The organism is Stappia sp. BW2 (assembly GCF_008107695.1).
GTDB lineage: Bacteria > Pseudomonadota > Alphaproteobacteria > Rhizobiales > Stappiaceae > Roseibium.
In genome coordinates, this window is record NZ_VIRG01000066.1 from 1,430,394 (window position 1) to 1,453,023 (window position 22,630).

Below are 22,630 nucleotides of genomic sequence, written 5' to 3' on the forward strand. Positions count from 1 at the left end.
ATTTCAGGAAAAACGGAATTCCGTAACGTGCGTATAAGTCTCTGAGGGCTGTAACAAAGCGCTTGTGAACCCGTCGTGATTGACACTATCCGGCCAGCGCTGCGCTTCCAGACATAGCCCGGCATGAGCCCCATAGGACCTGCCCCCCAGGCCTGGAACCGGCACTGTCATGTTCTGCGCATCGTAGAGCTGCAGCCCCGGCTCGCTGGTCCAGACTTCCATACGCCGGTCACCGGAACTGTCTTCCAGAGCGGCAGCGAATTCGACGCTCTCACGCGGGGCATCTGCCAGGCAGAAATTGTGATCATAGAGCACGTTTTCCTCACCGGCCTTGCGCCGCAACTTGCGTCCATCCCGGAAATCGTAAGGCGTCCAGGCCACATTGCGGATCTCACCTGTCGGAATCAGTTCATCATCCACGGGCAGATAGGTCTCGGCCGCGATTTCAAGGGAGTGATCGAGTATCGTGCTGCTGCCATCCAGATTGAAATAGGCATGCTGGGTCAGGTTGACCGGTGTGGTCTTGTCGGTGGTTGCCGTGATCTTGAGGCGCAGCGCACCGGCGCCGGTCAATGTGTAACGGGCGAGCACTTCCACCCGCCCTGGATACCCCATCTCGCCGTCTTCGGAGACAAGCTTCAACAGAACACTGGCCTTGTCGTGCTGTTCCACCTGCCAGACGCGGCGGGAGAAGCCGACTGAGCCGCCGTGCAGATGGTTCTTTCCAGCTTCGTTCTGGTCGAGCTGATAGTCGACGCCCTCGATCGTCATCCTGCCTCCGGCGATGCGGTTGGCGCAGCGCCCGGCGATCACGCCGAAATAGGGGGAATGATCGAGGTAGCTCTGCAAATCCTCAAAGCCGAGCACCACCGGCTCGCCGTCGACCTTGATGTCACGGATGATGGCGCCGAGGGTGAGGATGGAGGCCGCCAGAGGTCCTTTTGCCAGCGTAATTTCCTGGACGGGTGTCCCGTCGGGCAGAACCCCAAATTCCTTGATCATGAAAGTCTCCGGCGAGAGGGCGGCAGGATGCACAAAAGGCGGCGGAACTATCCGCCGCCTTCCGTCAGTCGGTCAAGTGATTCAGAGCGTCTGGTTGTAGTCGCCCACTTCCGAATTTTCGCGCAGGACACCGTCGACCGCCTTGAACATGGCGTGGAGGCGTTCTTCGGAAACCGGGCTTTCCACCACGACCACCAGTTCCGGCTTGTTGGACGAGGCACGCACAAGGCCCCAGGTTCCGTCTTCGCTGACGACACGAACTCCGTTGACGGTGATCAGGTCGGTGATTGCCTGTCCGGCAACCGTTTCGCCCTTGGCTTTCATGTCCTGGAACCGTGCGACGACCCGGTCGACGACGTCATATTTGATTTCGTCGTCGCATTTGGGGGCCATGGTCGGCGATCCCCAGGTCTTGGGGAGGTCCCGGCGCAGGTCGGCCATGGTCTTGTCCGGGTTGCGGTCGAGCATGTCGAGAATGGCAATGGCTGAAACGAGCCCGTCGTCATAACCGCGGCCAATAGGCTTGTTGAAGAAATAGTGGCCTGATTTTTCAAACCCGACCATGGCATTGAGCTCGGTGACCCGGCGCTTGATGTAGGAGTGGCCGGTCTTGTAATAGTCGGTCTTGGCACCGTTGGCCTTCAGCACGGGGTCTGTGTGGAAGAGCCCGGTGGATTTCACATCGACCACGAACTGGGCGCCAGGATGAAGCGCGGAGATATCTCGTGCGAGCATCACACCGACCTTGTCGGCGAAGATCTCCTCGCCTTCATTGTCGACGACACCGCAGCGGTCGCCATCGCCATCGAAACCGAGGCCGACTTCCGCGCCGACTTCCAGTACCTTGTCACGAAGCGCATGAAGCATCTTCATGTCTTCCGGGTTCGGATTGTAGCGCGGGAAGGTGTAATCCAGCTCGGCGTCGAGCGGGATGACTTCGGCGCCAAGCGCTTCCAGGATCTTCGGTGCGAAGGCACCCGCAGTGCCGTTGCCGCAAGCCGCGACCACCTTGATCGGTCGCTTCAGCTTGGCCCTGTCGGTGAGATCCTTGAAATAGACATCCGGGAAACCGTCGACAAAGCGATAGCTGCCGCCGCCCTTCAGATCGAAGGCAGCTTCCAGAACGATCTCCTTCAGCCGGCCCATTTCGTCCGGACCGAAGGTCAGCGGGCGGTCGATGCCCATCTTGACGCCTGTCCAGCCGTTGTCGTTGTGCGACGCCGTGATCATGGCCACCGCCGGAACATCGAGCGCGAACTGCGCGAAATAGGCCATCGGTGACAGTGCAAGACCAATGTCGTGCACGTTGATGCCGGCTGCCAGCAAACCGTTGATCACCGCCATCTTGATGGAAGAGGAATAGCCACGGAAGTCATGGCCGACCACGATATCCGGGCGCACGCCGCGTTCGTGAATGAGCGTGCCGATGCCCATACCGAGCGCCTGCATGCCCATCAGGTTGATTTCCTTTTCGAAAAGCCAGCGGGCATCATATTCGCGGAAGCCCGTGGGCTTCACCATTGGAAAAGACTCATATTCAAAAGTGTTGGGTGTCAATTTCGGACGCGGTTTCGGAAACATCAATGCCTCTCGGAGCAAGGGAAATGAACAGTAGAGGGAAATCCCAACGAACGGTATGTCAATTCACTGCACCAGCACAAGCGTACCGCCGGAGATGTCAAACCGCTTGAGTTGGTTGAGAGCGGACATGCCAAGCAGAGGCTTCCCAAGCCTTTGATCTTGCAACACGAGTGTGTCGACATTGCGTAACCGGATCTTTCCAATGCGCAAATTGTCAATGGTCCCTCGCGCGCCGTACACCGTACCGTTTGCTGTCTGGATCGCGTATTTGTAGTCGGATGAATCCAGGAAAATACCGATGTCTTCGGCAAGCGACTCCGGCAGAACGGTGAGGGTTGCGCCCGTGTCGACCAGCATATCCACGGCGCGGCCGTTCAAATAGGCGTCGGCCACGAAGTGCCCTTGCCTGTCGGCAGAAATCCGATGGCTCCGTTCGCCTGCCGGGCCGCCGTCTTCGTCGCCTGCCTGATAATCGGCAACATCGCCGCTGCCCAACATCACCAGAAACCTGTTCTCAAGCAGATAGGCCGCAAGCGGCGCGATTGCGATACAGGCAAGGAAGATGATGACAAACCGCGACATACCGGGTCCCGACGTTGCGTGAACCCCTCCAATATCACGGTTTCCTTAGCGGCCTGTAAAACCGGATCAGTCAATTGTGTCCGCCAGCCGGGCGATGTCCTGCAGATGCGGCGCGCTGGACTGGGCGCCTGTCACCGTGCAGGCGAGCGCGCCTGCAGCAGCGCCCTCCTTCAAGGCGCGCTCAAAAGGGGCCTTGCGATCAAGCGCAGCCGCCAGAGCGCCGCAAAAGGCATCTCCGGCGCCGGTGGAATCGACAGCCTTCACGACAGGCGAGCCAAAGCGATGGCGCGCCGTTGCCGTGCGGGCCAGCACACCGTCAGCCCCAAGGGTGACGACGACAGACCGGCCGGCCGTCGCAAGCGTTTGTGCAAAAGTTTCCGGGTCTCCGGCAATGCCGAGACGATCCCCGATCTCAGCCGCTTCGCTGAGGTTGACCACCACCGTTCCGGCAACATCCAGGCACCCCCTCAGATCCCCTTCCGGGACAGGCGCCGGGTTCCAGATGACGGAAGCTCCGGCATCGCGGGCATGGCGGGCCCCTTCGGCAACTTCTGTCAGCGGCACCTCGCCTTGAACGAGAAGCGTACTGCCAGGCTCGAAACGCCCCTCCAGCCAGGAAGCCTCGACACGGGCGTTGGTGCCGCTGGCGACGATGATCTGGTTTTCCCCTGCCGGGTCGATGCCGATCAGGGCAAGGCCGGTCGAGCCGACCATGGTGCGAAGTCCGGTCAGGTCGATGCCGGCCTGGCGCAGATTCAACAGCGCCGGTTCCGCGAAACTGTCCTGACCGACCGCCCCGATGAGCCTCACCTCGGCCCCTGCCCGCCTGGCAGCAAGTGCCTGGTTCGCTCCCTTTCCACCCGGAAATGTCTGATGATCGCGGCCACTCACCGTTTCACCGGCGGTTGGCAGGCGGGGAACGGCGACGACCAGATCCAGATTGATGGAACCAAAGACTGTAATCATGCCGCCTCTCCTATTGGCCTGAAAGGTTAGACACAGCAGGCCCGAGCGCAACAAAAAAGCACGGAGGAAACGGCCCCCGCGCTTTCTTCCGTTTGTTTGTCGACCGGTTACTTTGTTCCGTACATGCGGTCACCCGCATCGCCCAGCCCCGGAACGATATAGCCTTTTTCATTCAGCTTCTCGTCGATGGAGGCGGTGTAGACCGGAACGTCCGGGTGGTTCTCGGTGAAATTCTTGACACCTTCCGGAGCTGCGAGCAGGCAGAGGAAGCGGATGTTGTTGGCACCGCGCTCCTTCAATTTCTGAACTGCGGCAATCGCCGAGTTGGCGGTGGCCAACATGGGATCAACCACAATCACCAGACGTTCGTTCAGGTCTTCCGGAGACTTGAAGTAATATTCAACCGGCTGCAGCGTCTGCGGATCACGGTAAAGGCCGACGTGCGCAACGCGCGCGGAAGGAACCAGATCCAGCATGCCTTCCAGAAGACCGTTGCCGGCGCGCAGAACCGATGCAAACACCAGCTTCTTGCCTGCCAGCGTCGGTGCCTGCATTTCGGCAAGAGGCGTCTCGATGGTCTGATAGACAAGCGGCAGGTCGCGGGTGACCTCGTAGCAGAGCAGCGTCGAAATTTCGCGCAGGAGCCGCCGGAACCCCTGGGTGGACGTTCCCTTGTCGCGCATGATGCTCAGTTTGTGCTGAACCAGCGGGTGGCTGATGACAGTGGCTCCGGACATATCTGCCTCTCTTTTCAATGGGGCCTTAACAGCGGCCCGGTCTCATAATTTTCCATGTTCTGGACCTATGCCCCGAACGGCAACCAAAATACAGACCCCGGGTTCATGAAGTGCCCGAGTTTTTTCGCTTCCTGCGGATGGATTTGCAAACAAAGACCGCCGGCACGGCTGGTCCCGCCTTCCAGAATACAGGTGAGCGGCAACTGATCCTGATGGACCTTGAGTTCGTGCCGCAGCAAATCGGCCAGTCTGTCTGTAAGGGCAAGCGCGACCGCCCGGATTTCAATCATCCGGTCGCGGGCCGCTTCAGGTGACAGCGCGGGGTCCGGTTCGAGAACCTTGAGCACCCCTGCATCCAGAAACAGAGCCGCGTGAGCAAGATCGGCGGGTGGCGTCAGGGCCTCCAGTCCGGAGACCTCGAATCCGGCCCAGGCCAAAGGTTCAATCAGAGAATAGACCATTTCCTGCGCAGCCTGGTGAAACGGCACAATGAACGCACCGGGCATTCCCCCTTGCACCGAATGCTCGAAACTGTCGCCATAGACCATGTCGCCGTCGCCAGCACCGCCCTCCCAGAGGGGGCAAAACGATTCCAGCAGCCGGTCGAGCAGATCTCGCGCCGAAACCGCGCCATCGCTATCCTTCGCCATCTGCACGGCAAGAAGGCCGGGCCGGGTCACGTCGCCGTCACCGAAAAGATCCGGCCGCAGGGCGAGCGCCTCACCGAAGCGCTTCAGGTGACGCTGCATCGCTTCAAGCAGGTCTTCGTCGCCCTTTGCATCCCATTGCAGACCCTCGGCAAGTTCCATCCGGTCCATCTGCACAAGCGTTTGCGCGTCTACCCGGTATGGGTCCGTCATTTCGCCGGAAAAGGAACCGGCGGCGAACATGTGGAAGGCCGCAAGTGCGGAGGCCTCCTGCCCGGTTGCCTCGCTCCCGGTCATCTGGTCTTCGAAGACCCAGCCTTCAGGGTGACGGGTTTTCATATAGGTGGCGAGAATGGCGAGGTCGGCCGCGGCAGCCAGCATCTCCTCGGCCGTTTCAAACCCGCGCGCATTTGCCAGCGCGCCCCAGCGGTCGATGCCGCCCGCTTCGAAATTCCGCCAGATGCCGAATGGTGGGATGTGAAAATCCGGATAGTTTTCCCGAGTCGTTTCGAGCACCCTGGCAAGAGCCGTTTCAAGATGGTCCGGAACCGCTTCGACATGTTTGAGTCTGCCATCCGAAGCGAGCTTCAGAAGCTCATAGGCTTTTTCCCGCACGTGCTGAGGCCGGAACAGGGACAAGGCTGGTTGAGTGTCATTCATCGAAGATCGCCGGAACTGGAAAGGATTGTGTGAAAAGACGCTGCCCTCGCCTATCTGCACACCATAACCTTGTCAAACCGGTTCGTCATTGGTCATGATCTTCGCGATTTGAACCCAAGCGTTTCAACCGTCCCAAACCGGAAGTTTCATGTCTGCCGTTGTTTCAATTGCCGCCCTCCTCATCGGGTCCGGACTGCTTTTGCTTGCTGGAGGCCTTCACGGCCTCCTGTTGCCACTGGCAGGTCTCGCCAACGGGTTTTCCGATGCCTCGCTGGGTCTGCTCGGCACCGGCTGGGCCGCCGGTTATGTCAGCGGTTGTCTGGCCGTGCCGGTCATCGTCAAGCGGGTCGGACATGTGCGGACCTTTGGCGCCCTTGCCTCGCTGGCGGGGATCTCCGTTCTTCTGAACCTTCTGTTCATGGATGCGGCTGTCTGGATCGTGCTGCGGGCACTCACCGGTTTCTGCTTTTCCGGCGCGGCAATGATCGTGGAAAGCTGGCTGAACGAGCGCTCGACCAGCGAAACGCGCGGCCGGATCTTTGGCATCTACACCATGATCAACCTGGGAGCGACAACGGCGGGGCAAATGCTTCTGACGCTTGGCGACCCGAGCGGCTTTTTCTTCTTTGTGCTCGGCTCGATCATCTACTCGTTGTCTCTGCTGCCCACGGCACTTTCCACTGCCGCGTCCCCGCAACCGCTGACCCAGGCGCGGCTCAACCCCAAAAAGCTCTGGCGAAACTCGCCGATCGCAGTTGTTGCGGTTTTCATGGTCGGTATTTCAAACGGATCGTTCGGCACGCTGGGAGCGGTCTACGGCCTGCGGATCGGCCTGGAAGTTCCGGAAATCGCCATCATGATGAGTTTGGCCCTTCTGGCCGGCGCAGTGTTGCAGATCCCGGTCGGCATGCTGTCCGATAGGCTTGACCGTCGCCTGGTGCTGGTCGGCCTCGCCGTAACTGCAATGACCTTTGGCTCCAGCCTGTCATTTTTCGGCGGTGTCGATCCAACCATGACGGTGCTCCTGATCGCCGGTTTCGGCGGTGTCGTCTATTCCATGTATCCGGTGATCGTCGCCCACGCGAGCGACCATGCGGAACCAGGAGATTTCCTCAGCATCAGCGGCGGACTGCTGCTCATCTTCGGGGCCGGCACCATGGTCGGACCGCTGCTCGCCTCCGGCTTGATGACGTTCACCTATCCAGGAGCCCTCTTCCAGGTAACGGCAGCGGCGCATCTTTCGATGATGCTGTTTGCTCTCTGGCGCATAAGCCAGCGTGCTTCGCTTCCTCAGGAAGACAAGTCCGACTTCGTCATGGCCGTCTCGACCGCGCAGATCACAACGCCGGAAACCGTCAGCCTCGATCCGCGTACGGAAGTGGACGAGACCGGCGGGGACATCTGAGGGGACCCGACGCCACCCTTACCTTCAGTATTCGTCTCTCTCCCCCCCCCCCCTCATCCTGAGGAGCCGCTTCAGCGGCGTCTCGAAGGATGGGCCGCTTGTTCCGGAGGCCGCTTGTTCCGGAGTATGCTGCCCATCCTTCGAGACGGACCTGTCGGTCCTCCTCAGGATGAGGTTTTGGGGGTGAGAGGGCAAGACGCTAGTGGCGAGACGCGTGAGGCGCACTAAAGTTCTTGCTGAATCAAGCCGATGCCAAGCACCCGCGCTTAGCCGACGTCATTCCGGACAAGCACGGCAAAGCTGTGCGCCGATCCGGAAACCAGATATCAGCGTGAGCGAAGCGAACTCTCCTGAAACAAGTCTGGCGCGCGCCTCCGGCAGGGAGCGGGAAACCTGCCTCAGGCCATCGGCACCTGCTTTGCGCTTTCCAGTCGCACCAGGAGCCTGTTGCGCGTGGGTTCGTCGCAGAAGGCAGCTTCGATGGCCGTGCGGGTGACGTCCATCTGATCATCGAAACTCCAGCCGAAGGTTTCAGTGACCGATGAATATTCCTTGCCGAGCGTGGTGCCGAAAAAGGGCGGATCATCGGAGTTGAGCGTGATCTTCACGCCTTCCTTGCGCAGCATGTTGACCGGGTGGAAGCGCAGGTGGGTGTAGACACCGAGGGCGATATTCGAGCCCGGGCAAACTTCCAGAACGATCTCCTCGTCGACGAGGCGCTTGAGCAACTCCTTGTCCTCGATGGCCCGCACACCGTGACCGAGACGTTTTACGCGCAGGAACTCGAGCGCCGCTGTCACACTGTCGGGACCGCCGAACTCGCCCGCATGGGCAGTCGTTCCGAGACCAGCTTCCGCCGCCATACGAAACGCTTTTGCGAAGTTGGCCGGATGGCCTGAGCGTTCGTCGCCCGCAAGGCCGAAGCCCGTCACCAGGGGATGGGGATTGCCAATCACTTCCTTGACGATGCGTTCGACGGACGCCGAGCCGAAATGGCGCACGCCGATTGCGATCATGCGGCCTTCGATCGCGGTGTCCGTCTTGGCGCGTTCCATCCCGGCGGCCAGTCCCTCGACATAGGAGCGGTAGGACAGGCCGGCAGCCTTGGCATGGTCTGGCGAGATGAAGATCTCACCATAGATCGCTCCTTCGGCCGCCAGCATGCGGAAATAGGTTTCCGCCAGAAGGGCATAATCGGCCGGTGTCTTGAACACCGAACTGGCCGTGTCATAGGCCTTCAGGAAAGTCGTAAAGTCGGACCAGATGTATTTGCCGCTGCCATTGAGGACGCTGGAAACATCCGTGCCGTGCTTTTCGGCAAGGCGCTTGACCAGGGTCGGCGGCGCAGCGCCTTCGATATGACAGTGCAATTCCGCCTTTGGCACCGTGATGGCGTCGCTCATGTCCCGCGGACCCTCGTTCGAGTGTGTTGCCGGCCGGTCCTCCGATTTCCTCAAAGAAGGTTGGAGGAGAGGCTCGCGCCTATTGTGCCCGATTCACCGGCTTGCCGGAATGCGGATGCGGTTAGAGAAAACTCGTGCCGTTTGGCCCGACCTGAATGCCCAGATGATCAGCGATACTTTCGCCGATATCGGCATAGGTCTTGCGGCCGCCCACGCTTCTGCCTTCAAGGCCCGGCCCGGTTGCGATCACCGGAACATGTTCACGGGTATGGTCCGTGCCGCGCCAGGTCGGGTCGCAGCCGTGATCGGCGGTCAGGATCAGAAGATCACCGTCCTTCATCCTGGCAATCATTTCCGGCAGGCGGCGGTCGAAATGCTCCAGCGCAGCGGCATAGCCGGGTACGTCCCGGCGGTGACCGTAGAGGGAGTCGAAATCGATGAAATTGGCAAAGATCATGTCGCCGTCGGCAGCCTCATCCATGGCTTGCAGCGTCTTGTCGAAGAGCTGATCGTTGCCCGCTCCCTTCAGCACCCTGGCAACGCCCTGATGCGCGAAGATGTCGGAAATCTTGCCAACGCCATAGACCGTGCGCCCGGCCGCCGTCAGCCGGTCGAGCAAGGTCGGTTCGGGCGGCAGCACAGAATAATCGCGCCGATTGGCCGTGCGCTGGAAGGTGGCGGAGCTGTCACCGGTGAAGGGCCGCGCAATCACCCGGCCGATGTTGTAGGGATCGGCAAATTCACGCGCGATCTCACAAAGCTCGTACAGCTTCTCCAGTCCGTAGTGCTCTTCATGGGCGGCAATCTGGATAACGGAGTCCGCCGATGTATAGAAGATCGGCTTGCCCGTGCGGATGTGCTCTTCGCCGAGTTCGGCAATGATCTCCGTTCCGGAGGCGTGCTTGTTGCCCAGAATGCCGTTGAGGCCCGCCTTTTCGCTGATGTTTGCAATCAGCTCTTCCGGAAAGGTCGGGATCCTCTCCGGGAAATAGCCCCAGTCGAAGCGCACCGGTACACCGGCAATTTCCCAATGGCCGGACGGCGTGTCCTTGCCATTGGAAACTTCGGCGGCATAGCCCCACAGGCCTTCCGGCTCGCCGTCGAACTCAAGGCCCGGCACGTCCTTGCCGGTGGACAGACGTCCTGCCGCGCCCAGGCCGAGCCGGTCCATGTTCGGAACACTCAAGGGGCCAGAGCGCAGACCGTCCTTGTCGCCTTCACCGGCGGCGCACCGTGCCGCAATATGACCCAAAGTGTCGGCCCCGGCATCGCCGAAGGCTTCCGCATCCGCGGCGCCGCCGATACCAAAACTGTCCAGAACGCACAAAATTGCACGAGGCATGGACGTCTCCTCAATTTATCATTGCCGGCCGGTTCGACCGGAGAGGTTCCGGGCGACCATTCGCCCGAAACGCGTATTTCCGGTCAGGGCGCGATGCGCTCGACGACGCTCGGCCTGTCCTCGACGTCGGCTGCGGAGCCAATGGTGTAGGCCTTGCGCACCGCCACGGCTGCCTTTTCGGCTTCCGCCTCGGTTCGGGCATGGACGATGGCCAGCGGGGCGTCCGCATCCACGGTGTTGCCGACACCGGCAAGGCTGGTCAGGCCGACGGACGGATCGATCACGTCGGCAGCCGCCCGGCGTCCGCCGCCAAGCGCGACCACCGCAACACCGACCGCCCGGGCATCAACCCCCGTGACCACACCCTCGTGTTCGGCATAGACCGGCGCTTCCACCGGAGCCTTGGCGAGATAGAGTTCCGCCTTGTCCATGAAGTCGACCGGGCCGCCGAGCGCGTGAACCATCTGGCCGAATTTCTCTGCTGCCTTGCCGCTCTGGAAAGCGTCACGCATCATGTCGGACCCGGCCTGTGCATCAGCGGCAATGCCGCCGGAAGCAAGCAGTTCACCGCCCTGTGCCACGGTGACATCCCAAAGACGGTTGTCGATGGCGGTGCCTTTCAGGAAGTCGACGGCATTCTGCATTTCGACAGCGTTGCCCGCGGCAGACGCCAGCGGCTCGTTCATGTCGGTCAGGAGCGCCGTTGTCTTCAGACCCGCGCCATTTGCGACCAGCACCAGACTTTCGGCGAGCGCACGTGCATCTTCCAGCGTTGCCATGAACGCGCCGGTGCCCCACTTCACGTCCAGCACCAGGCCTTGCAGACCGGCGGCCAGCTTCTTGGACAAGATCGATGCGGTAATCAGATCGATGCTCTCCACCGTGCCGGTCACATCCCGGATGGCGTAAAAGCGCTTGTCGGCCGGGGCCAGATTGCCGGTCTGGCCGATGACGGCGCAACCGATCTCCTTGACCACCTTCTTGAACAGCTGATTGTCCGGCTGTGTCTGATAGCCCGGGATGCTGTCGAACTTGTCCAGCGTACCGCCGGTATGACCCAGGCCGCGACCGGAAATCATCGGAACGGCGGCGCCGCAGGCGGCCAGCGCCGGCGCAAGCATCAGCGAGACGTTGTCGCCAACACCGCCGGTGGAATGCTTGTCGAGGATCGGTGCGTCGATGCCCGACCAGTCCATGACATCGCCGCTGTCGCGCATGGCAAGCGTCAGCGCCACACGCTCGTCAACGGTCAGCCCCTTGAAGAAGACGGCCATGGCAAGCGCTGCCACCTGGCCTTCCGTGACCGAGCCGTCTGCCAGACCCTTGACGAAGAACTGGATCTCCGCCGCGTCCAGCGTCCCGCCGTCGCGTTTCTTTCTGATGAGTTCCTGCGGCAGCATTTGTTGTCCTTCTTGAAGCCGTCTCAATAGCCGTGGTGGGAATGATCCACGATTTCCTGACCCTCGATCGTGGAGATCAGGGCATCCAGAAGACCGCTGGCTCCAAAGCGGAACGTGTTTGCCGAGACCCAGTTCTGGCCCATGATCTTGTCGGCAAGCGCCAGATAGGCGGCTGCGTCCTCGGCGGTCTTGATGCCACCGGCCGGCTTGAAGCCAATCACACGCTCGGCATTGTCCCGCCGGGCTTCCTCAATCGCCGTGAGCATGATTTCGGCCGCTTCCAGCGTTGCGTTGACAGCCACCTTGCCGGTCGAGGTCTTGATGAAATCGGCACCGGCTCCAATGGCGATGTTGGAGGCTGCGTGGATCAGCAACGGGTCCTTGATCTCGCCCGTTTCCAGAATGACCTTGAGCAACGCCGGTTCCGCAATGGCTGCCTTTACGCGGATAATCTGCTCTTCCGCAAAGCCCTTGCGACCGTCGCAGAAAGCCTTGTAGGGCATCACCAGATCGATCTCGTCGGCACCATCGGCCAGAGCCTGCTTCGTCTCGGCAACAACGGCTTGCGTATCTTCCCCGCCTTCGGGAAAGTTGACCACGGTCGCCACCTTCACGCCCGTGCCTGTCAGCTCCTTTGCAGCCTGCGCAACAAAACGCGGCCAGACGCAGACAGCGGCGACAGCCCCGTGATCCGTCACGGTTCGCCCGGTCAGCTTCGAGATGTCGGCGGCCGTGCAGTCGTCGTTGAGGTTGGTCAGGTCGACGAGCCCGAGGGCCCGTTTGGCGTTTTCGATCATGTCGCTCATTGGCCGATCTCCTTCACGAATGCCCGCACCAGCTGTTTCATGCGTTCCATGCCCTGCAAGGCGACGGATTTGGTTTCGTCGTGAGACAACGCATGCGTCTGCATGCCTGCACCGTAATTGGTGATGATCGACATGGCCGCAACACGCAGCCCCAGGAACCGCGCCATGATGACTTCCGGCACCGTGGACATGCCGACCGCATCCGCGCCCAGTGTCTTGGCCATGCGGATTTCGGCTGGCGTCTCGAAGGACGGGCCGGAGAACCACATGTAAACGCCCTCGGCAAGCGGATCGCCGGTTTCCTCGGCCACCTTCTTCATGGCCGCGCGCAGGTCCGCATCATAGGCGGTGCTCATGTCGAGGAAGCGCTTTTCGCTCTCTTCGCCGATCAACGGGTTCATGCCCGACCAGTTGATGTGATCGGAGATGAGCATGGGCGAGCCGGGAGCAACTTCCTGGCGCAACGACCCCGCGGCATTGGTCGCCAGAAGGATCTCGCAGCCGAGCTCCTTCAACGTTTCCACCGGCGTGCGCATGACCGTCGGATCGCCGCCCTCGTAATAATGGGCGCGGCCCGACAGGATCACCACCGGCACTCCAGACATTGTACCGGCAACCAGTTCGCTGGAATGGGACGTGACGGTAGAGACCGGAAATTCGGTCAGGTGCGAATAGGGAATACGGACAGCGTCCTCGACTTCCTCGGCGAGCGCACCAAGTCCGGAGCCAAGGATCATGCCAATCTTGTAGGAGCCCTCACGGGCGGCGCGGACGATCTCCGCGCATTCACGGCCGAAACCACTCATTGTGGGTCAGTCCTTCTTATTTTGACGTGTATTCAAGTTCGAAAGCGGCAGGCAGCAGCTCATCCATCGTGAAGCTGCGCCGAATGCCGCCGAGATCCGCGACATGGACAACCAGCTCGTCCGTGCCGAATTCTTTCAGACGCTGGCGGCACATGCCGCACGGTGTGCACAAGGCCGCATCGCCAATGACGACGGCCTCCGCGATTTCGCGGTAACCGGCCGCGATCATGGCGCTGACCGCCCCGCCTTCCGCACAGACGCTGACCGGGTAGGACGCATTCTCGACGTTGCAGCCGGTGAAAACAGTGCCATCCGGCGCACGCAGGGCCGCGCCGACCAGGAAGTTTGAATAGGGTGCGTATGCGTTTTCACGAACCGCTTTTGCGGCCTCGAACAACGCGTCCAGATCGCTCATGAACGCTCCTTGAGATACGGAATGCCTGCCGCCTTGGGCGGAATTGCCTTGCCGATGAAGCCTGCAAGCAGGATCACGGTCAGAATATAGGGCAGTGCCTGGAAGAACTGCACCGGAATTTCGCCGATACCGGGTATTTTCTGGCCCTGCATCCGGATGGCGACGGCGTCGAGGAAGCCGAACAACAGGCAGGCGAACATGGCGTTGGCCGGTTTCCACTTGGCGAAAATCAGCGCCGCCAGCGCAATGAAGCCCTTGCCCGCTGTCATGTCCTTGATGAAACCGGACGACTGGGCAATGGAAAGATAAGCTCCGGCGACACCGCACAGGGCGCCACAGGCAATCACCGCCCGATAGCGAAGCCAGGTGACCGAAATACCGGCCGTATCGACAGCCGCCGGGTTTTCGCCCACCGCACGCAGACGCAGGCCGAAGCGGGTGCGGAACAGCACCCACCACGTCAGCGGCACGGCCACGAATGCGGCGTAGACCAGAATGTTGTGGCCGGACAGGAGCTCGCTGTAGATGCCGCCGATGACCGGAACGTCACGCAGCTCTTCTGCGTATGGCAGGATGATGTCCCGGAAACGTCCACCCTCCGGCAGCGACGGCGTGCGGCCGCCCTGGCGGAACCAGGTCTGGCCAAGCAGCGCGGTCAGGCCTGCGGCCAGGAAGTTGATGGCGACACCGGACACGATCTGGTTGCCGCGATTGGTGATGGAGGCAAAGCCGTGGATGAGGGCCAGGCCAATGGAGACGGCCATGCCGGCCAGGAGGCCGATCCAGGCATTTCCGGTCAGGTACGCCACCGCACCCGCTCCGAAGGCCGCACCAAGCATCTTGCCTTCCAGGCCGATATCGACCACGCCGGAGCGTTCCGAATAGAGCCCCGCCAAACAGGCCAGAAGCAACGGGGTCGACAGGCGGACGGTGGAATCAAGTGTCAGGATCACGATCTCGAACATGATCACGCCTCCTTCGCGGCAAGGGCCCGGGAGGGCGTGAACAGCTTGACGATGGCCGGGCGGAACATGTGCTCAAGCGCACCGGCGAACAGGATCACGAGACCCTGGATCACGATGATCATGTCCCGCGTGATGTTGGGCATTTCGAACGAAAGCTCCGCGCCGCCCTGATAGAGCATGCCGAACAGGATCGATGCCAGAACGATGCCGACCGGATGCGCCCGACCCATGAGGGCGACGGCAATGCCGACGAAGCCGTAGCCGGTCACGAAGTCGATCAGCAACCGATGCTGCGAGCCCATGATTTCGTTGATCGCCATCATGCCTGCCAGACCGCCGGAGATGAGCATGGTGATGACGATGGTGCGCACCGGCGAGATACCGGCATAGACCGCTGCCGTGGCATTGGCGCCGAAGGACCGGATCTCGAAGCCCAGTTTCGTGCGCCAGATCAGGACCCAGACCAGCACACAGGCTGCCAGCGCCACGAAGAGCGACAGGTTGACCGGTGCGTAGCCGAAGCCGAAGGAGGGGAAGATGTCGTTCAGGAACGGCAGGCGGCCGCCGACTTCGAAAGTCCGCGTTTCCGGCTGCATCGACCCCGGCTTCTTCAGCGCGTTGTTGAGCAGATAGACCATCAGCGACGAGGCGATGAAGTTGAACATGATGGTGGTGATCACCACGTGGCTGCCGCGTGTCGCCTGCAGCCAGGCCGGAATGAACGCCCAGGCGGCCCCCATCAGCGCGGAGCCGATGATGGCAAATGGCAGGGTGACGTACCACGGCACGATGTGGTCCAGCGCCAGACAGGCAAAGGCAACCCCGAGCCCGCCAATATAGGCCTGCCCCTCGCCGCCGATGTTGAACAACCCGGCATGAAAGGCAACGGCCACGGCAAGGCCGGTGAAGATGAAGTTGGTGGCATAGAACAGCGTGAAGCCGATGCCTTCGCCATAGCCTACGGAGCCCCAGACCAGGAGCTCCACCGCATCCAGCGGGTTTTCACCGATCAGGACGACGACGAGGCCCGACACCAGAAAGGCGGCGGCCAGGTTCAGGAACGGGATCAGGCCGTAATCGACCCAGCGCGGGAGCTGACCGGCACTCATAGGGCGCCTCCTTCAACAGCCATCTTGTTGTTATCTTCCACACCGGCCATCAGCAGACCAAGTTCGCCTTCATCCGCATCAGCGCCGCGTTCGCCGACGATCTTGCCGTCGAACATCACCAGCACGCGGTCGGACAGCGCCCGGATTTCGTCAAGTTCCACCGACACCAGCAAAATGCCCTTGCCGGCATCGCGCATTTCCACGATCCGGCGGTGGATGAATTCGATGGCGCCGATGTCGACGCCGCGGGTCGGCTGCCCGACCAGAAGCACTTCCGGGTCGCGCTCGATCTCGCGCGCCAGCACGATCTTCTGCTGGTTCCCGCCTGAGAAATTGGCGGTCTTCAGCATCGGGTTGGGCGGACGGATATCGTATTTCTCGATCTCGGCCACCGCGTTCTTCTTGATGGCGGCAAGGTCCATCAGAACCCCCTTGGAATAGGCCGGGTCGCGGTGATAGCCGAGGATGGAATTCTCGTATTCGGAGAAGGAATTGATGAGGCCCATCCGGTGCCGGTCTTCCGGCACGTGGCCCATGCTTTTGGCCCGCATGTCGGCAGCGTCGAGCGTGCTCGTGCCAAGATCGATGGTCTCGCCGTTGATCTTCAGTGTGCCCCTGGTCGCGCGGCGAATGCCTGCGAGCGTTTCCAGAAGTTCCGACTGGCCGTTGCCGGAGACCCCAGCAATACCGACGACCTCTCCCGCACGCACGTTGAAGGAAACGTCCTTGACCACCTGAACACCGCGGCTGTCGGTGACCGTCAGGTTCTCGACCTCCATCACCGGTGCCTTGGGTTGCGCCGGTTTCTTGTCGACCCGCAACAGAACGCTGCGGCCGACCATCAGTTCGGCAAGCTCTTCCATTGAGGTGCTTGCGGTTTCGCGCGTCGCCACCATTTCGCCGCGGCGCATGACGGAAACGGTGTCCGTCGCCGCCATGATCTCGCGCAGCTTGTGCGTGATGAGAAGAACCGTCTTGCCCTCGTTCTTCAGGACTTCGAGGATCTTGAAAAGGTGGTCCGCTTCCGGCGGGGTCAGAACGCCCGTCGGTTCGTCGAGGATCAGAACCTCCGCGCTGCGATAGAGCGCTTTCAGGATTTCCACGCGCTGCTGCAGACCGACCGGCAGATCCTGGATGAGGGCTTCCGGATCGACACGCAGTTCGTATTCTTCTTCCAGCCGCTTGAGTTCCGACCGGGCGCGGTTGATGCCACCGGACAGGAGCGCACTGTCCTCGGCACCCAGCACCACGTTTTCGAGCACCGAAAAATTGTCGACCAGCATGAAGTGCTGATGGACCATGCCGATGCCCATACTGATCGCGGCCTTGGAGTCCGAAATGGTGACCTTCTTGCCATCCACAATGATGTCGCCGTCATCGGCCTGATAGAAGCCGTAGAGAATGGACATGAGCGTCGATTTGCCAGCCCCGTTCTCGCCGATGATGCCGTGGATGGATCCCTTCTTGACCACAAGGTCGATGTCCTTGTTGGCGTGAACAGGGCCAAAGCGCTTGTTGATCTTGCGCAGTTCGATTGCCGGCGTATCGCTCATGCGTGCCCCCAGGCGTGACTGTTTTTCTTTGTCATTGTTGTTGCCCCTCGCCGCTGCCTCGTGATGTCCCGATCAGAAAGGACACGCTCCATCCGTGACGACATCGTGAACCTTGACGGAGCCGTCCGAGATGGCCGCAACAGCGGCATTCGCAGCTGCCTTCATCTCCGGCGTGATCAGGTCCTTGTTGTTTTCGTCCAGCACCCAGTCCATACCGCCGTCCGCGACGCCAAGCACCTTGATGCCGGGCTCGAAGGTACCGTCCTTCGCTGCCTGCAAGCTGTCGTAAACAGCGTTGTCCACGCGCTTGCGGATCGACGTCAGGACCTTGCCCGGGTGCAGACCGTTCTGATTGCTGTCGGTGCCCATGCCGAGCACGCCCTTGTCGGCGGCCGCCTGAAGAACGCCGATGCCGGTTCCGCCTGCGGCCTGAATGATCACATCGGCACCCTGGTTGATCTGGCCAATGGCCAGTTCGCCGCCTCGCACGGGATCAGCGAAGGCGGCCGGCGTATCGCCCGTCATGTTGGACAGCACCCTGATGTCAGCCCTGGCAGCTTGCGCACCCTGCTTGTAGCCGCACAGAAACCGATGAATGATCGGAATATCCATTCCGCCGACAAATCCGATGGTGCCGCTTTTGGAGGCCATACCTGCCAGAAGACCGCCGATATAAGCCCCCTCCTGTTCCTTGAACACATAGGAGCGCACGTTCGGCTGATCGACCACCATGTCGACGATGGCAAAATCCGTCTCGGGGAACTTGGGTGCCACCTGGCCAAGCGCATTGGCCTGATTGAAGCCAATTGCGATCACGGGCGATGCGCCCCGGCTGGCAAAGTTCCGCAGGGCCTGCAGGCTCTGCGAATCGCGGTCCAACTCGAATTCCCTGACAGCGCCGCCCTGATCCCGAAACCGTTTGACGCCGGCGAAGGCGCTTTCGTTGAATGAGCCGTCGAACTTGCCGCCAACGGAATAAACAATAGCCGGTTCGGCCACGCTTGCTGTTGTTGCCACGAAGACAGCACAGACTGCGGCAATGACGCCTGATGTGAAACGGAGCATCCTGGCCTCCGAAAACGGGTTGGTCACGGTAGAAATACAGGAGGACCTCCGCACGTTAACCGCGCGGAGGTCCGAAAAACTGCCTTACATCGGGCAGGACTGGTCAGACATGTAGTCGTGAACTTCGATCTCGCCGGAGATGATCTTCTGGGTCGCGTCCTCGACCTGGGCTTTCATCTCGTCGTTGATGAGTTCGGCATTGTTGTCGTCCAGCGCCCAGTCGACGCCGCCTTCCTTGAGACCGAGGACTTCAAAGCCGGAGGACCAGTTGTCGTTGGCAGCGTCTTCGAAGGCCTGGTAGACGGCGATGTCAACGCGCTTCAGCATGGAGGTGAGAACCGAGCCCGGATGCAGGCCATTCTGGTTGCTGTCCACGCCGATGCCGAGCTTGCCCGCGTCAGCGGCTGCCTGCAGAACACCGATGCCGGTGCCGCCGGCAGCGTGATAGACAACGTCAGCGCCACGGTCGAACTGGGACTTGGCCAGTTCGCCACCCTTGACCGGGTCGTTCCAGGCCGCGCCGGTGGTGCCGGTCATGTTCTCGAACACTTCCGCGTCCGGGTTTGAAGCCATCACGCCCTGCTTGTAGCCGCAGGAGAACTTGCGGATCAGCGGAATGTCCATGCCGCCGACGAAGCCGACCTTGCCGGTTTCGGACGCCATAGCGGCCAGCATGCCGACGATGTAGGAGCCTTCCTGCTCTTTAAACAGAATGGAACGCACGTTCGGCAGGTCGACGACCATGTCGACGATCGCGAACTGTGTGTCCGGGAATTCCTTGGCAACCTTTTCCACGGCGTTGGCCTGGGAGAAGCCGATGGCGACGATCGGGTTCATGCCGCGCTTGGCGAAGTTGCGCAGGGCCTGTTCCCGCTGGCTGTCGTTCTGGATTTCGAAGTCCCGGTATTCGACACCGGTGTCTTCCTTGAACTTTTCAGCACCGTTGTAGGCACCTTCGTTGAACGACTTGTCGAAACGGCCGCCCAGATCATAAAGCACTGCCGGCTTGATATCGGCTGCCAGTGCGCCCACGGCGGTGAAGGCCAGGCCGGCAAGCGCGGTGCCGATGGTAAGAAACTTTTTCACTTATATGTCCTCCGACATGCGGGGGCCTGCCTCGTGGCCGGCCCGTTTCCCCACGTGACCCAGCCGCATCATGCGGACTGTGCCAACTGCAATCCGGCCCGTGCCGTCAGAGCCCTCGCAAGGGTCTCGTCTGACACAAGGTCGGTAATGACACCGGTACGCAGGGCCGCGAGCGTGGCATCCACCTTGCTCTCCCCACCTACCAGCGCAATCACACGGCGCCCGCGCACTTCATCGAAATGCAGACCCACGGCGCAATCGCCGAGTGGATCCGGGGCCAGTTTTCCCTCGATCGTCAGAAAGCGCCCCATCAAATCACAGACGGCGCCGCCCGACAGCAAATCTTCCTGTTCTTTTTTGGAAATCACACCGCGCTGGACAAGATGCCCCTCGTTCTCGACGGAGCCGATGCCGATCAGGAAGGCATCCGACTGGCGCGCGCGCTCCATCAGGTCCTGCACGCTGCGCTGGGTCAGGAACATCGCCTTTTCGTCCTGGTTCTCGGCAAAATAGGGAACCGGCAGATAATAGCCGATCCCGCCCGTGCGTTCCTGCATCTTCTGGACGATGTCATAGGGATTGGCTGCGAGCGTGCGCGTCAGGGATCCGCAGATCGACATGATTTCCAGATCGTTTCGCGAAGCCTTCGGCAAGGCCTCGACAGCCGCCGTCAGCGTGCGGCCCATGCCGACACCCAGCCGCGTGACATTGGAACCGCCGAGCAGCCCGGACAGGAACTGCGCCGCGGACACCGCCACGGCCCTGAGGGCGCTGTCGACATCACCGCCGCCAAGGTCGGGCGCGATGATGCAGTTGGTCAGGCCGAAATGCTCCGTCAGCTCCTTTTCGAGCTGAAGGCATTCCATCGGGCGCCCATCGACCTGGAATTTCACGAAACCGGCTTTTTGCGCATAGGCGATCAGGCGATGCACCTTGGCCGGCGACACGCCGAGCTGCGAGGCAATCTCACCCTGGGTGCGACCGCCCACAAAGGACAGCCACGCCGCCCGGATGGCCATATATGATGTCCAGTCGTCGTCGCGAGTCTGCATTCCGCGTCGAAACCTTCCCCTCCAGAGCCACCGCACCCGCCTTGCGGCGGACAGGATGCTCAACCACTCTCAAAACGCCCGGCATTCCGGCATTGCATCACATTCGATGAAATACCTGCCTGTTCAGCCATGCGACGCGGTTGACCGCGACGGTCCGACTGTGCCCTGCTCTCTTTCGGAGCTTTTTGCTTTCCGGAGCCGTGAAGGCCGACCGAAAAATTCTTCACCAAGTGAGAATTTCTTCAGATCATGACCAGCCTTGCCTTTGCCGTCAACTAAAAAAACTGCCAATTTTCTGGCTGATTGATGCATTTCTGGGCAGCAAAATGCCCCGTTCACCACTTCTGGATGGCGGCAAATTCTGCCCGAAGCGGCGGATCTTCCGGATCCTCTCGGCAAAATTTGCCTAGTCGCCCGGCAAATTTTGCCGATGGATCGGACACACCTGCCAAACGCCTGCCCCTGACCGCAGGAAAAACGGCTGCTTGACCGGCGCGGTTCCGACCTAAGTCAAGCGCCTGTCCAAGCGGTCTTTTTGGCCCCAAGACACGAAACTTCGCCGCTGTTTCTCACAGGTTTGCGCAAAAATGTGACTGCGATGCCGGATTGAATTAGCTCGAAGAATCACAACCTTACTTAAACGTAAGGCCTCACGCCGGGCCATGGATGAAAAATTTGCCTAGCAATTCCGGAACATATCCCGAGCCTGTGGATAGAACATGCACTGCGTGCACATTACTTTTGCCAGCCAGCGGATATTCCGTTACGTTTGGCATGTAGCTTGCTAAGTACATTTCAAAGTTGATTCAAGGCATTGAGCCATTGCCTTGTTAAGAATCACGAGAAACGGAAAGATAAGGAATTCAAAAACAAAATAAACAGGGGAGACGTGGCCATCCAGCCGAAAGGCTGTATTAAGGAGAAAAACCATGCGTCTCGACATAACAAGACTAGACTGTGCAACGACGGTTCGTATTTTACTGTCACTGATCTGTGCGGCTTTCCTTTTCGCCGCCCCTGCCACGGCCCGCGACTACCGTTCGGCCCTGATGGCTTCTTCGCAATACAGCTACAATCCGGCCAATGAAGTGGACGTCGAACTTGTCCTGGCCGTCGATATCTCTCAATCCATGGATACAGAGGAACAGGAAGTGCAGCGCGCCGGCTATGTCGCCGCCCTCACCTCCCGGGAATTCCTTGACGCTATTCAGGTGGGACCAATCGGCCGCGTTGCCGTGACCTATATGGAGTGGGGCGGCGTCGACGAACACTTCATCGTGGCCGACTGGACGGTGATCCAGGACGCAGGCTCCGCAGCTCATTTCGCTTCCAAGATCGCCGAAGCGCCACTGCGGCAGGTCCAACGCACCTCCATCGCCTCGGCGCTCGAAAAGTCCGTCTTTCTGGTCCAGAACAACCAGTACCAGGGTTTGCGCCGCGTGATCGACATTTCCGGTGACGGCCCGAACAACCAGGGCGGTTCTGTCACGGAAATGCGCGACCGCATGGTGGCGGCGGGCGTGACCATCAACGGTCTGCCCCTGATGATGAAGTCGAACAAGAACACCTGGCAGGCAATGCTCAATCTCGATCATTATTACGAGGATTGCGTTATCGGCGGCCCGGGGTCCTTTGCCATTCCGGTGCGAAGCCAGGAAGCCTTTGCCGATGCGATCCGCATGAAGCTGGTGATGGAGATCGCCGGATTGCACCTGCCGGAACCCGACCCCTACTTCCAGCACGTGGCCGGACGCCAGCCAATCCGCTGCAATCTGTTCGACTGACCGCCACGTCTCCATTCTCCTTACTGGCTGCCGCGTTCCCGGCCGGAACGCGGCATTTTCTTTTTTTCCGGCCAGCCGTCTTCCCAAAGGGAACAGCTTCTGAGCCTGCTCCTTCATCTTCCTTTGCCTAAAGCGCTTTGAGCGGCTAAACACTTTCCCGCCGCTGTCGTTTTCTGCCGGGGTGCCTTCGCCTGTTTTCGTCCGTGCACGAAGAGGTCGCCCGGGACTTTGGTTTCGATCAGCTATCGGCTATTCAATCGATCC

20 protein-coding genes are annotated in these 22,630 nt (G+C 60.7%); 2 read left to right on the forward strand and 18 right to left on the reverse strand.

The genetic code is table 11. From position 1 onward, the window contains the following. Positions 1 to 3: 3 nt before the first annotated feature. From FMN63_RS18065 to FMN63_RS18090, 6 genes are all read right to left on the reverse strand, one after another. Positions 4 to 1,002, reverse strand: coding sequence for an aldose epimerase family protein (locus FMN63_RS18065; protein WP_148585475.1), 999 nt, complete (start codon positions 1,000 to 1,002; stop codon positions 4 to 6). An 81-nt stretch (positions 1,003 to 1,083) separates the two neighbouring features. Then, positions 1,084 to 2,583 carry a phosphomannomutase/phosphoglucomutase gene (locus FMN63_RS18070; RefSeq protein WP_148585476.1) on the reverse strand — a complete coding sequence of 500 codons (1,500 nt, stop codon included), beginning with the start codon at positions 2,581 to 2,583 and terminating at the stop codon, positions 1,084 to 1,086. Between the two features lie 63 nt (positions 2,584 to 2,646). Continuing rightward, positions 2,647 to 3,165: a retropepsin-like aspartic protease family protein gene (locus tag FMN63_RS18075; RefSeq protein WP_148585477.1), complete on the reverse strand. Its 519-nt coding sequence runs from the start codon at positions 3,163 to 3,165 to the stop codon at positions 2,647 to 2,649. A gap of 66 nt (positions 3,166 to 3,231) precedes the next feature. Next, complete coding sequence (locus FMN63_RS18080) at positions 3,232 to 4,131, reverse strand: ribokinase (RefSeq protein WP_148585478.1); 900 nt, start codon at positions 4,129 to 4,131, stop codon at positions 3,232 to 3,234. Between the two features lie 107 nt (positions 4,132 to 4,238). Then, positions 4,239 to 4,868, reverse strand: a complete 630-nt coding sequence (gene upp / locus FMN63_RS18085; RefSeq protein WP_148585479.1) for a uracil phosphoribosyltransferase — start codon at positions 4,866 to 4,868, stop codon at positions 4,239 to 4,241. Between the two features lie 65 nt (positions 4,869 to 4,933). Then, entirely contained in the window at positions 4,934 to 6,175 is a 1,242-nt protein-coding gene (locus FMN63_RS18090) for a DUF1688 family protein (protein ID WP_148585480.1), read from the reverse strand. Positions 6,176 to 6,323: 148 nt separating this feature from the next. Here FMN63_RS18090 and FMN63_RS18095 point away from each other — a divergent pair, with 148 nt between their 5' ends. After that, positions 6,324 to 7,580 carry an MFS transporter gene (locus FMN63_RS18095; RefSeq protein WP_148585481.1) on the forward strand — a complete coding sequence of 419 codons (1,257 nt, stop codon included), beginning with the start codon at positions 6,324 to 6,326 and terminating at the stop codon, positions 7,578 to 7,580. Positions 7,581 to 7,978: 398 nt separating this feature from the next. Here the strand turns inward: FMN63_RS18095 and FMN63_RS18100 are convergent, their stop codons facing one another. The 12 genes from FMN63_RS18100 to FMN63_RS18155 all read right to left on the reverse strand — a co-directional run bounded on the left by FMN63_RS18100 (position 7,979) and on the right by FMN63_RS18155 (position 20,582). Next, the gene (locus FMN63_RS18100; protein WP_148585482.1) at positions 7,979 to 8,983 is read right to left on the reverse strand and encodes an adenosine deaminase; all 1,005 of its coding nucleotides are present in this window, start codon (positions 8,981 to 8,983) and stop codon (positions 7,979 to 7,981) included. 121 nt (positions 8,984 to 9,104) lie between these two features. Further along, complete coding sequence (locus FMN63_RS18105) at positions 9,105 to 10,325, reverse strand: phosphopentomutase (RefSeq protein WP_148585483.1); 1,221 nt, start codon at positions 10,323 to 10,325, stop codon at positions 9,105 to 9,107. Between the two features lie 83 nt (positions 10,326 to 10,408). Then, complete coding sequence (deoA, locus tag FMN63_RS18110) at positions 10,409 to 11,725, reverse strand: thymidine phosphorylase (RefSeq protein ID WP_148585484.1); 1,317 nt, start codon at positions 11,723 to 11,725, stop codon at positions 10,409 to 10,411. 23 nt (positions 11,726 to 11,748) lie between these two features. Beyond that, positions 11,749 to 12,531: a deoxyribose-phosphate aldolase gene (gene deoC, locus FMN63_RS18115; protein ID WP_148585485.1), complete on the reverse strand. Its 783-nt coding sequence runs from the start codon at positions 12,529 to 12,531 to the stop codon at positions 11,749 to 11,751. Beyond that, entirely contained in the window at positions 12,528 to 13,337 is an 810-nt protein-coding gene (locus FMN63_RS18120; RefSeq protein ID WP_148585486.1) for a purine-nucleoside phosphorylase, read from the reverse strand. Before FMN63_RS18120 ends, deoC begins: the two co-directional genes overlap by 4 nt. A gap of 16 nt (positions 13,338 to 13,353) precedes the next feature. Next, entirely contained in the window at positions 13,354 to 13,752 is a 399-nt protein-coding gene (locus tag FMN63_RS18125; protein WP_148585487.1) for a cytidine deaminase, read from the reverse strand. Further along, complete coding sequence (locus FMN63_RS18130) at positions 13,749 to 14,717, reverse strand: ABC transporter permease (RefSeq protein ID WP_148585488.1); 969 nt, start codon at positions 14,715 to 14,717, stop codon at positions 13,749 to 13,751. The genes FMN63_RS18125 and FMN63_RS18130 overlap by 4 nt, the downstream gene beginning before the upstream one ends. Positions 14,718 to 14,719: 2 nt before the next feature. Beyond that, entirely contained in the window at positions 14,720 to 15,826 is a 1,107-nt protein-coding gene (locus tag FMN63_RS18135) for an ABC transporter permease (protein WP_148585489.1), read from the reverse strand. Continuing rightward, a complete protein-coding gene (locus FMN63_RS18140) occupies positions 15,823 to 17,379 on the reverse strand; it encodes an ABC transporter ATP-binding protein (RefSeq protein WP_148585490.1) in 1,557 nt (518 codons plus the stop codon). Before FMN63_RS18140 ends, FMN63_RS18135 begins: the two co-directional genes overlap by 4 nt. A 72-nt stretch (positions 17,380 to 17,451) precedes the next feature. Then, entirely contained in the window at positions 17,452 to 18,444 is a 993-nt protein-coding gene (locus FMN63_RS18145; protein ID WP_148585491.1) for a BMP family lipoprotein, read from the reverse strand. 84 nt (positions 18,445 to 18,528) lie between these two features. Beyond that, the gene (locus tag FMN63_RS18150) at positions 18,529 to 19,530 is read right to left on the reverse strand and encodes a BMP family lipoprotein (RefSeq protein ID WP_148585492.1); all 1,002 of its coding nucleotides are present in this window, start codon (positions 19,528 to 19,530) and stop codon (positions 18,529 to 18,531) included. Positions 19,531 to 19,598: 68 nt separating this feature from the next. Further along, entirely contained in the window at positions 19,599 to 20,582 is a 984-nt protein-coding gene (locus FMN63_RS18155) for a sugar-binding transcriptional regulator (RefSeq protein WP_209001166.1), read from the reverse strand. A gap of 929 nt (positions 20,583 to 21,511) precedes the next feature. Here FMN63_RS18155 and FMN63_RS18160 point away from each other — a divergent pair. Then, a complete protein-coding gene (locus tag FMN63_RS18160; RefSeq protein WP_209001167.1) occupies positions 21,512 to 22,366 on the forward strand; it encodes a DUF1194 domain-containing protein in 855 nt (284 codons plus the stop codon). Positions 22,367 to 22,630 lie beyond the last annotated feature (264 nt).

Bases quoted from the DNA above. Each gene is read 5' to 3' on its own strand.
- FMN63_RS18065 (WP_148585475.1), bottom strand. From the start codon at position 1,002: ATGATCAAGGAATTTGGGGTTCTGCCCGACGGGACACCCGTCCAGGAA.
- FMN63_RS18070 (WP_148585476.1), bottom strand. From the start codon at position 2,583: ATGTTTCCGAAACCGCGTCCGAAATTGACACCCAACACTTTTGAATAT.
- FMN63_RS18075 (WP_148585477.1), bottom strand. From the start codon at position 3,165: ATGTCGCGGTTTGTCATCATCTTCCTTGCCTGTATCGCAATCGCGCCG.
- FMN63_RS18080 (WP_148585478.1), bottom strand. From the start codon at position 4,131: ATGATTACAGTCTTTGGTTCCATCAATCTGGATCTGGTCGTCGCCGTT.
- upp (WP_148585479.1), bottom strand. From the start codon at position 4,868: ATGTCCGGAGCCACTGTCATCAGCCACCCGCTGGTTCAGCACAAACTG.
- FMN63_RS18090 (WP_148585480.1), bottom strand. From the start codon at position 6,175: ATGAATGACACTCAACCAGCCTTGTCCCTGTTCCGGCCTCAGCACGTG.
- FMN63_RS18095 (WP_148585481.1), top strand. From the start codon at position 6,324: ATGTCTGCCGTTGTTTCAATTGCCGCCCTCCTCATCGGGTCCGGACTG.
- FMN63_RS18100 (WP_148585482.1), bottom strand. From the start codon at position 8,983: ATGAGCGACGCCATCACGGTGCCAAAGGCGGAATTGCACTGTCATATC.
- FMN63_RS18105 (WP_148585483.1), bottom strand. From the start codon at position 10,325: ATGCCTCGTGCAATTTTGTGCGTTCTGGACAGTTTTGGTATCGGCGGC.
- deoA (WP_148585484.1), bottom strand. From the start codon at position 11,725: ATGCTGCCGCAGGAACTCATCAGAAAGAAACGCGACGGCGGGACGCTG.
- deoC (WP_148585485.1), bottom strand. From the start codon at position 12,531: ATGAGCGACATGATCGAAAACGCCAAACGGGCCCTCGGGCTCGTCGAC.
- FMN63_RS18120 (WP_148585486.1), bottom strand. From the start codon at position 13,337: ATGAGTGGTTTCGGCCGTGAATGCGCGGAGATCGTCCGCGCCGCCCGT.
- FMN63_RS18125 (WP_148585487.1), bottom strand. From the start codon at position 13,752: ATGAGCGATCTGGACGCGTTGTTCGAGGCCGCAAAAGCGGTTCGTGAA.
- FMN63_RS18130 (WP_148585488.1), bottom strand. From the start codon at position 14,717: ATGTTCGAGATCGTGATCCTGACACTTGATTCCACCGTCCGCCTGTCG.
- FMN63_RS18135 (WP_148585489.1), bottom strand. From the start codon at position 15,826: ATGAGTGCCGGTCAGCTCCCGCGCTGGGTCGATTACGGCCTGATCCCG.
- FMN63_RS18140 (WP_148585490.1), bottom strand. From the start codon at position 17,379: ATGAGCGATACGCCGGCAATCGAACTGCGCAAGATCAACAAGCGCTTT.
- FMN63_RS18145 (WP_148585491.1), bottom strand. From the start codon at position 18,444: ATGCTCCGTTTCACATCAGGCGTCATTGCCGCAGTCTGTGCTGTCTTC.
- FMN63_RS18155 (WP_209001166.1), bottom strand. From the start codon at position 20,582: ATGCAGACTCGCGACGACGACTGGACATCATATATGGCCATCCGGGCG.
- FMN63_RS18160 (WP_209001167.1), top strand. From the start codon at position 21,512: ATGCGTCTCGACATAACAAGACTAGACTGTGCAACGACGGTTCGTATT.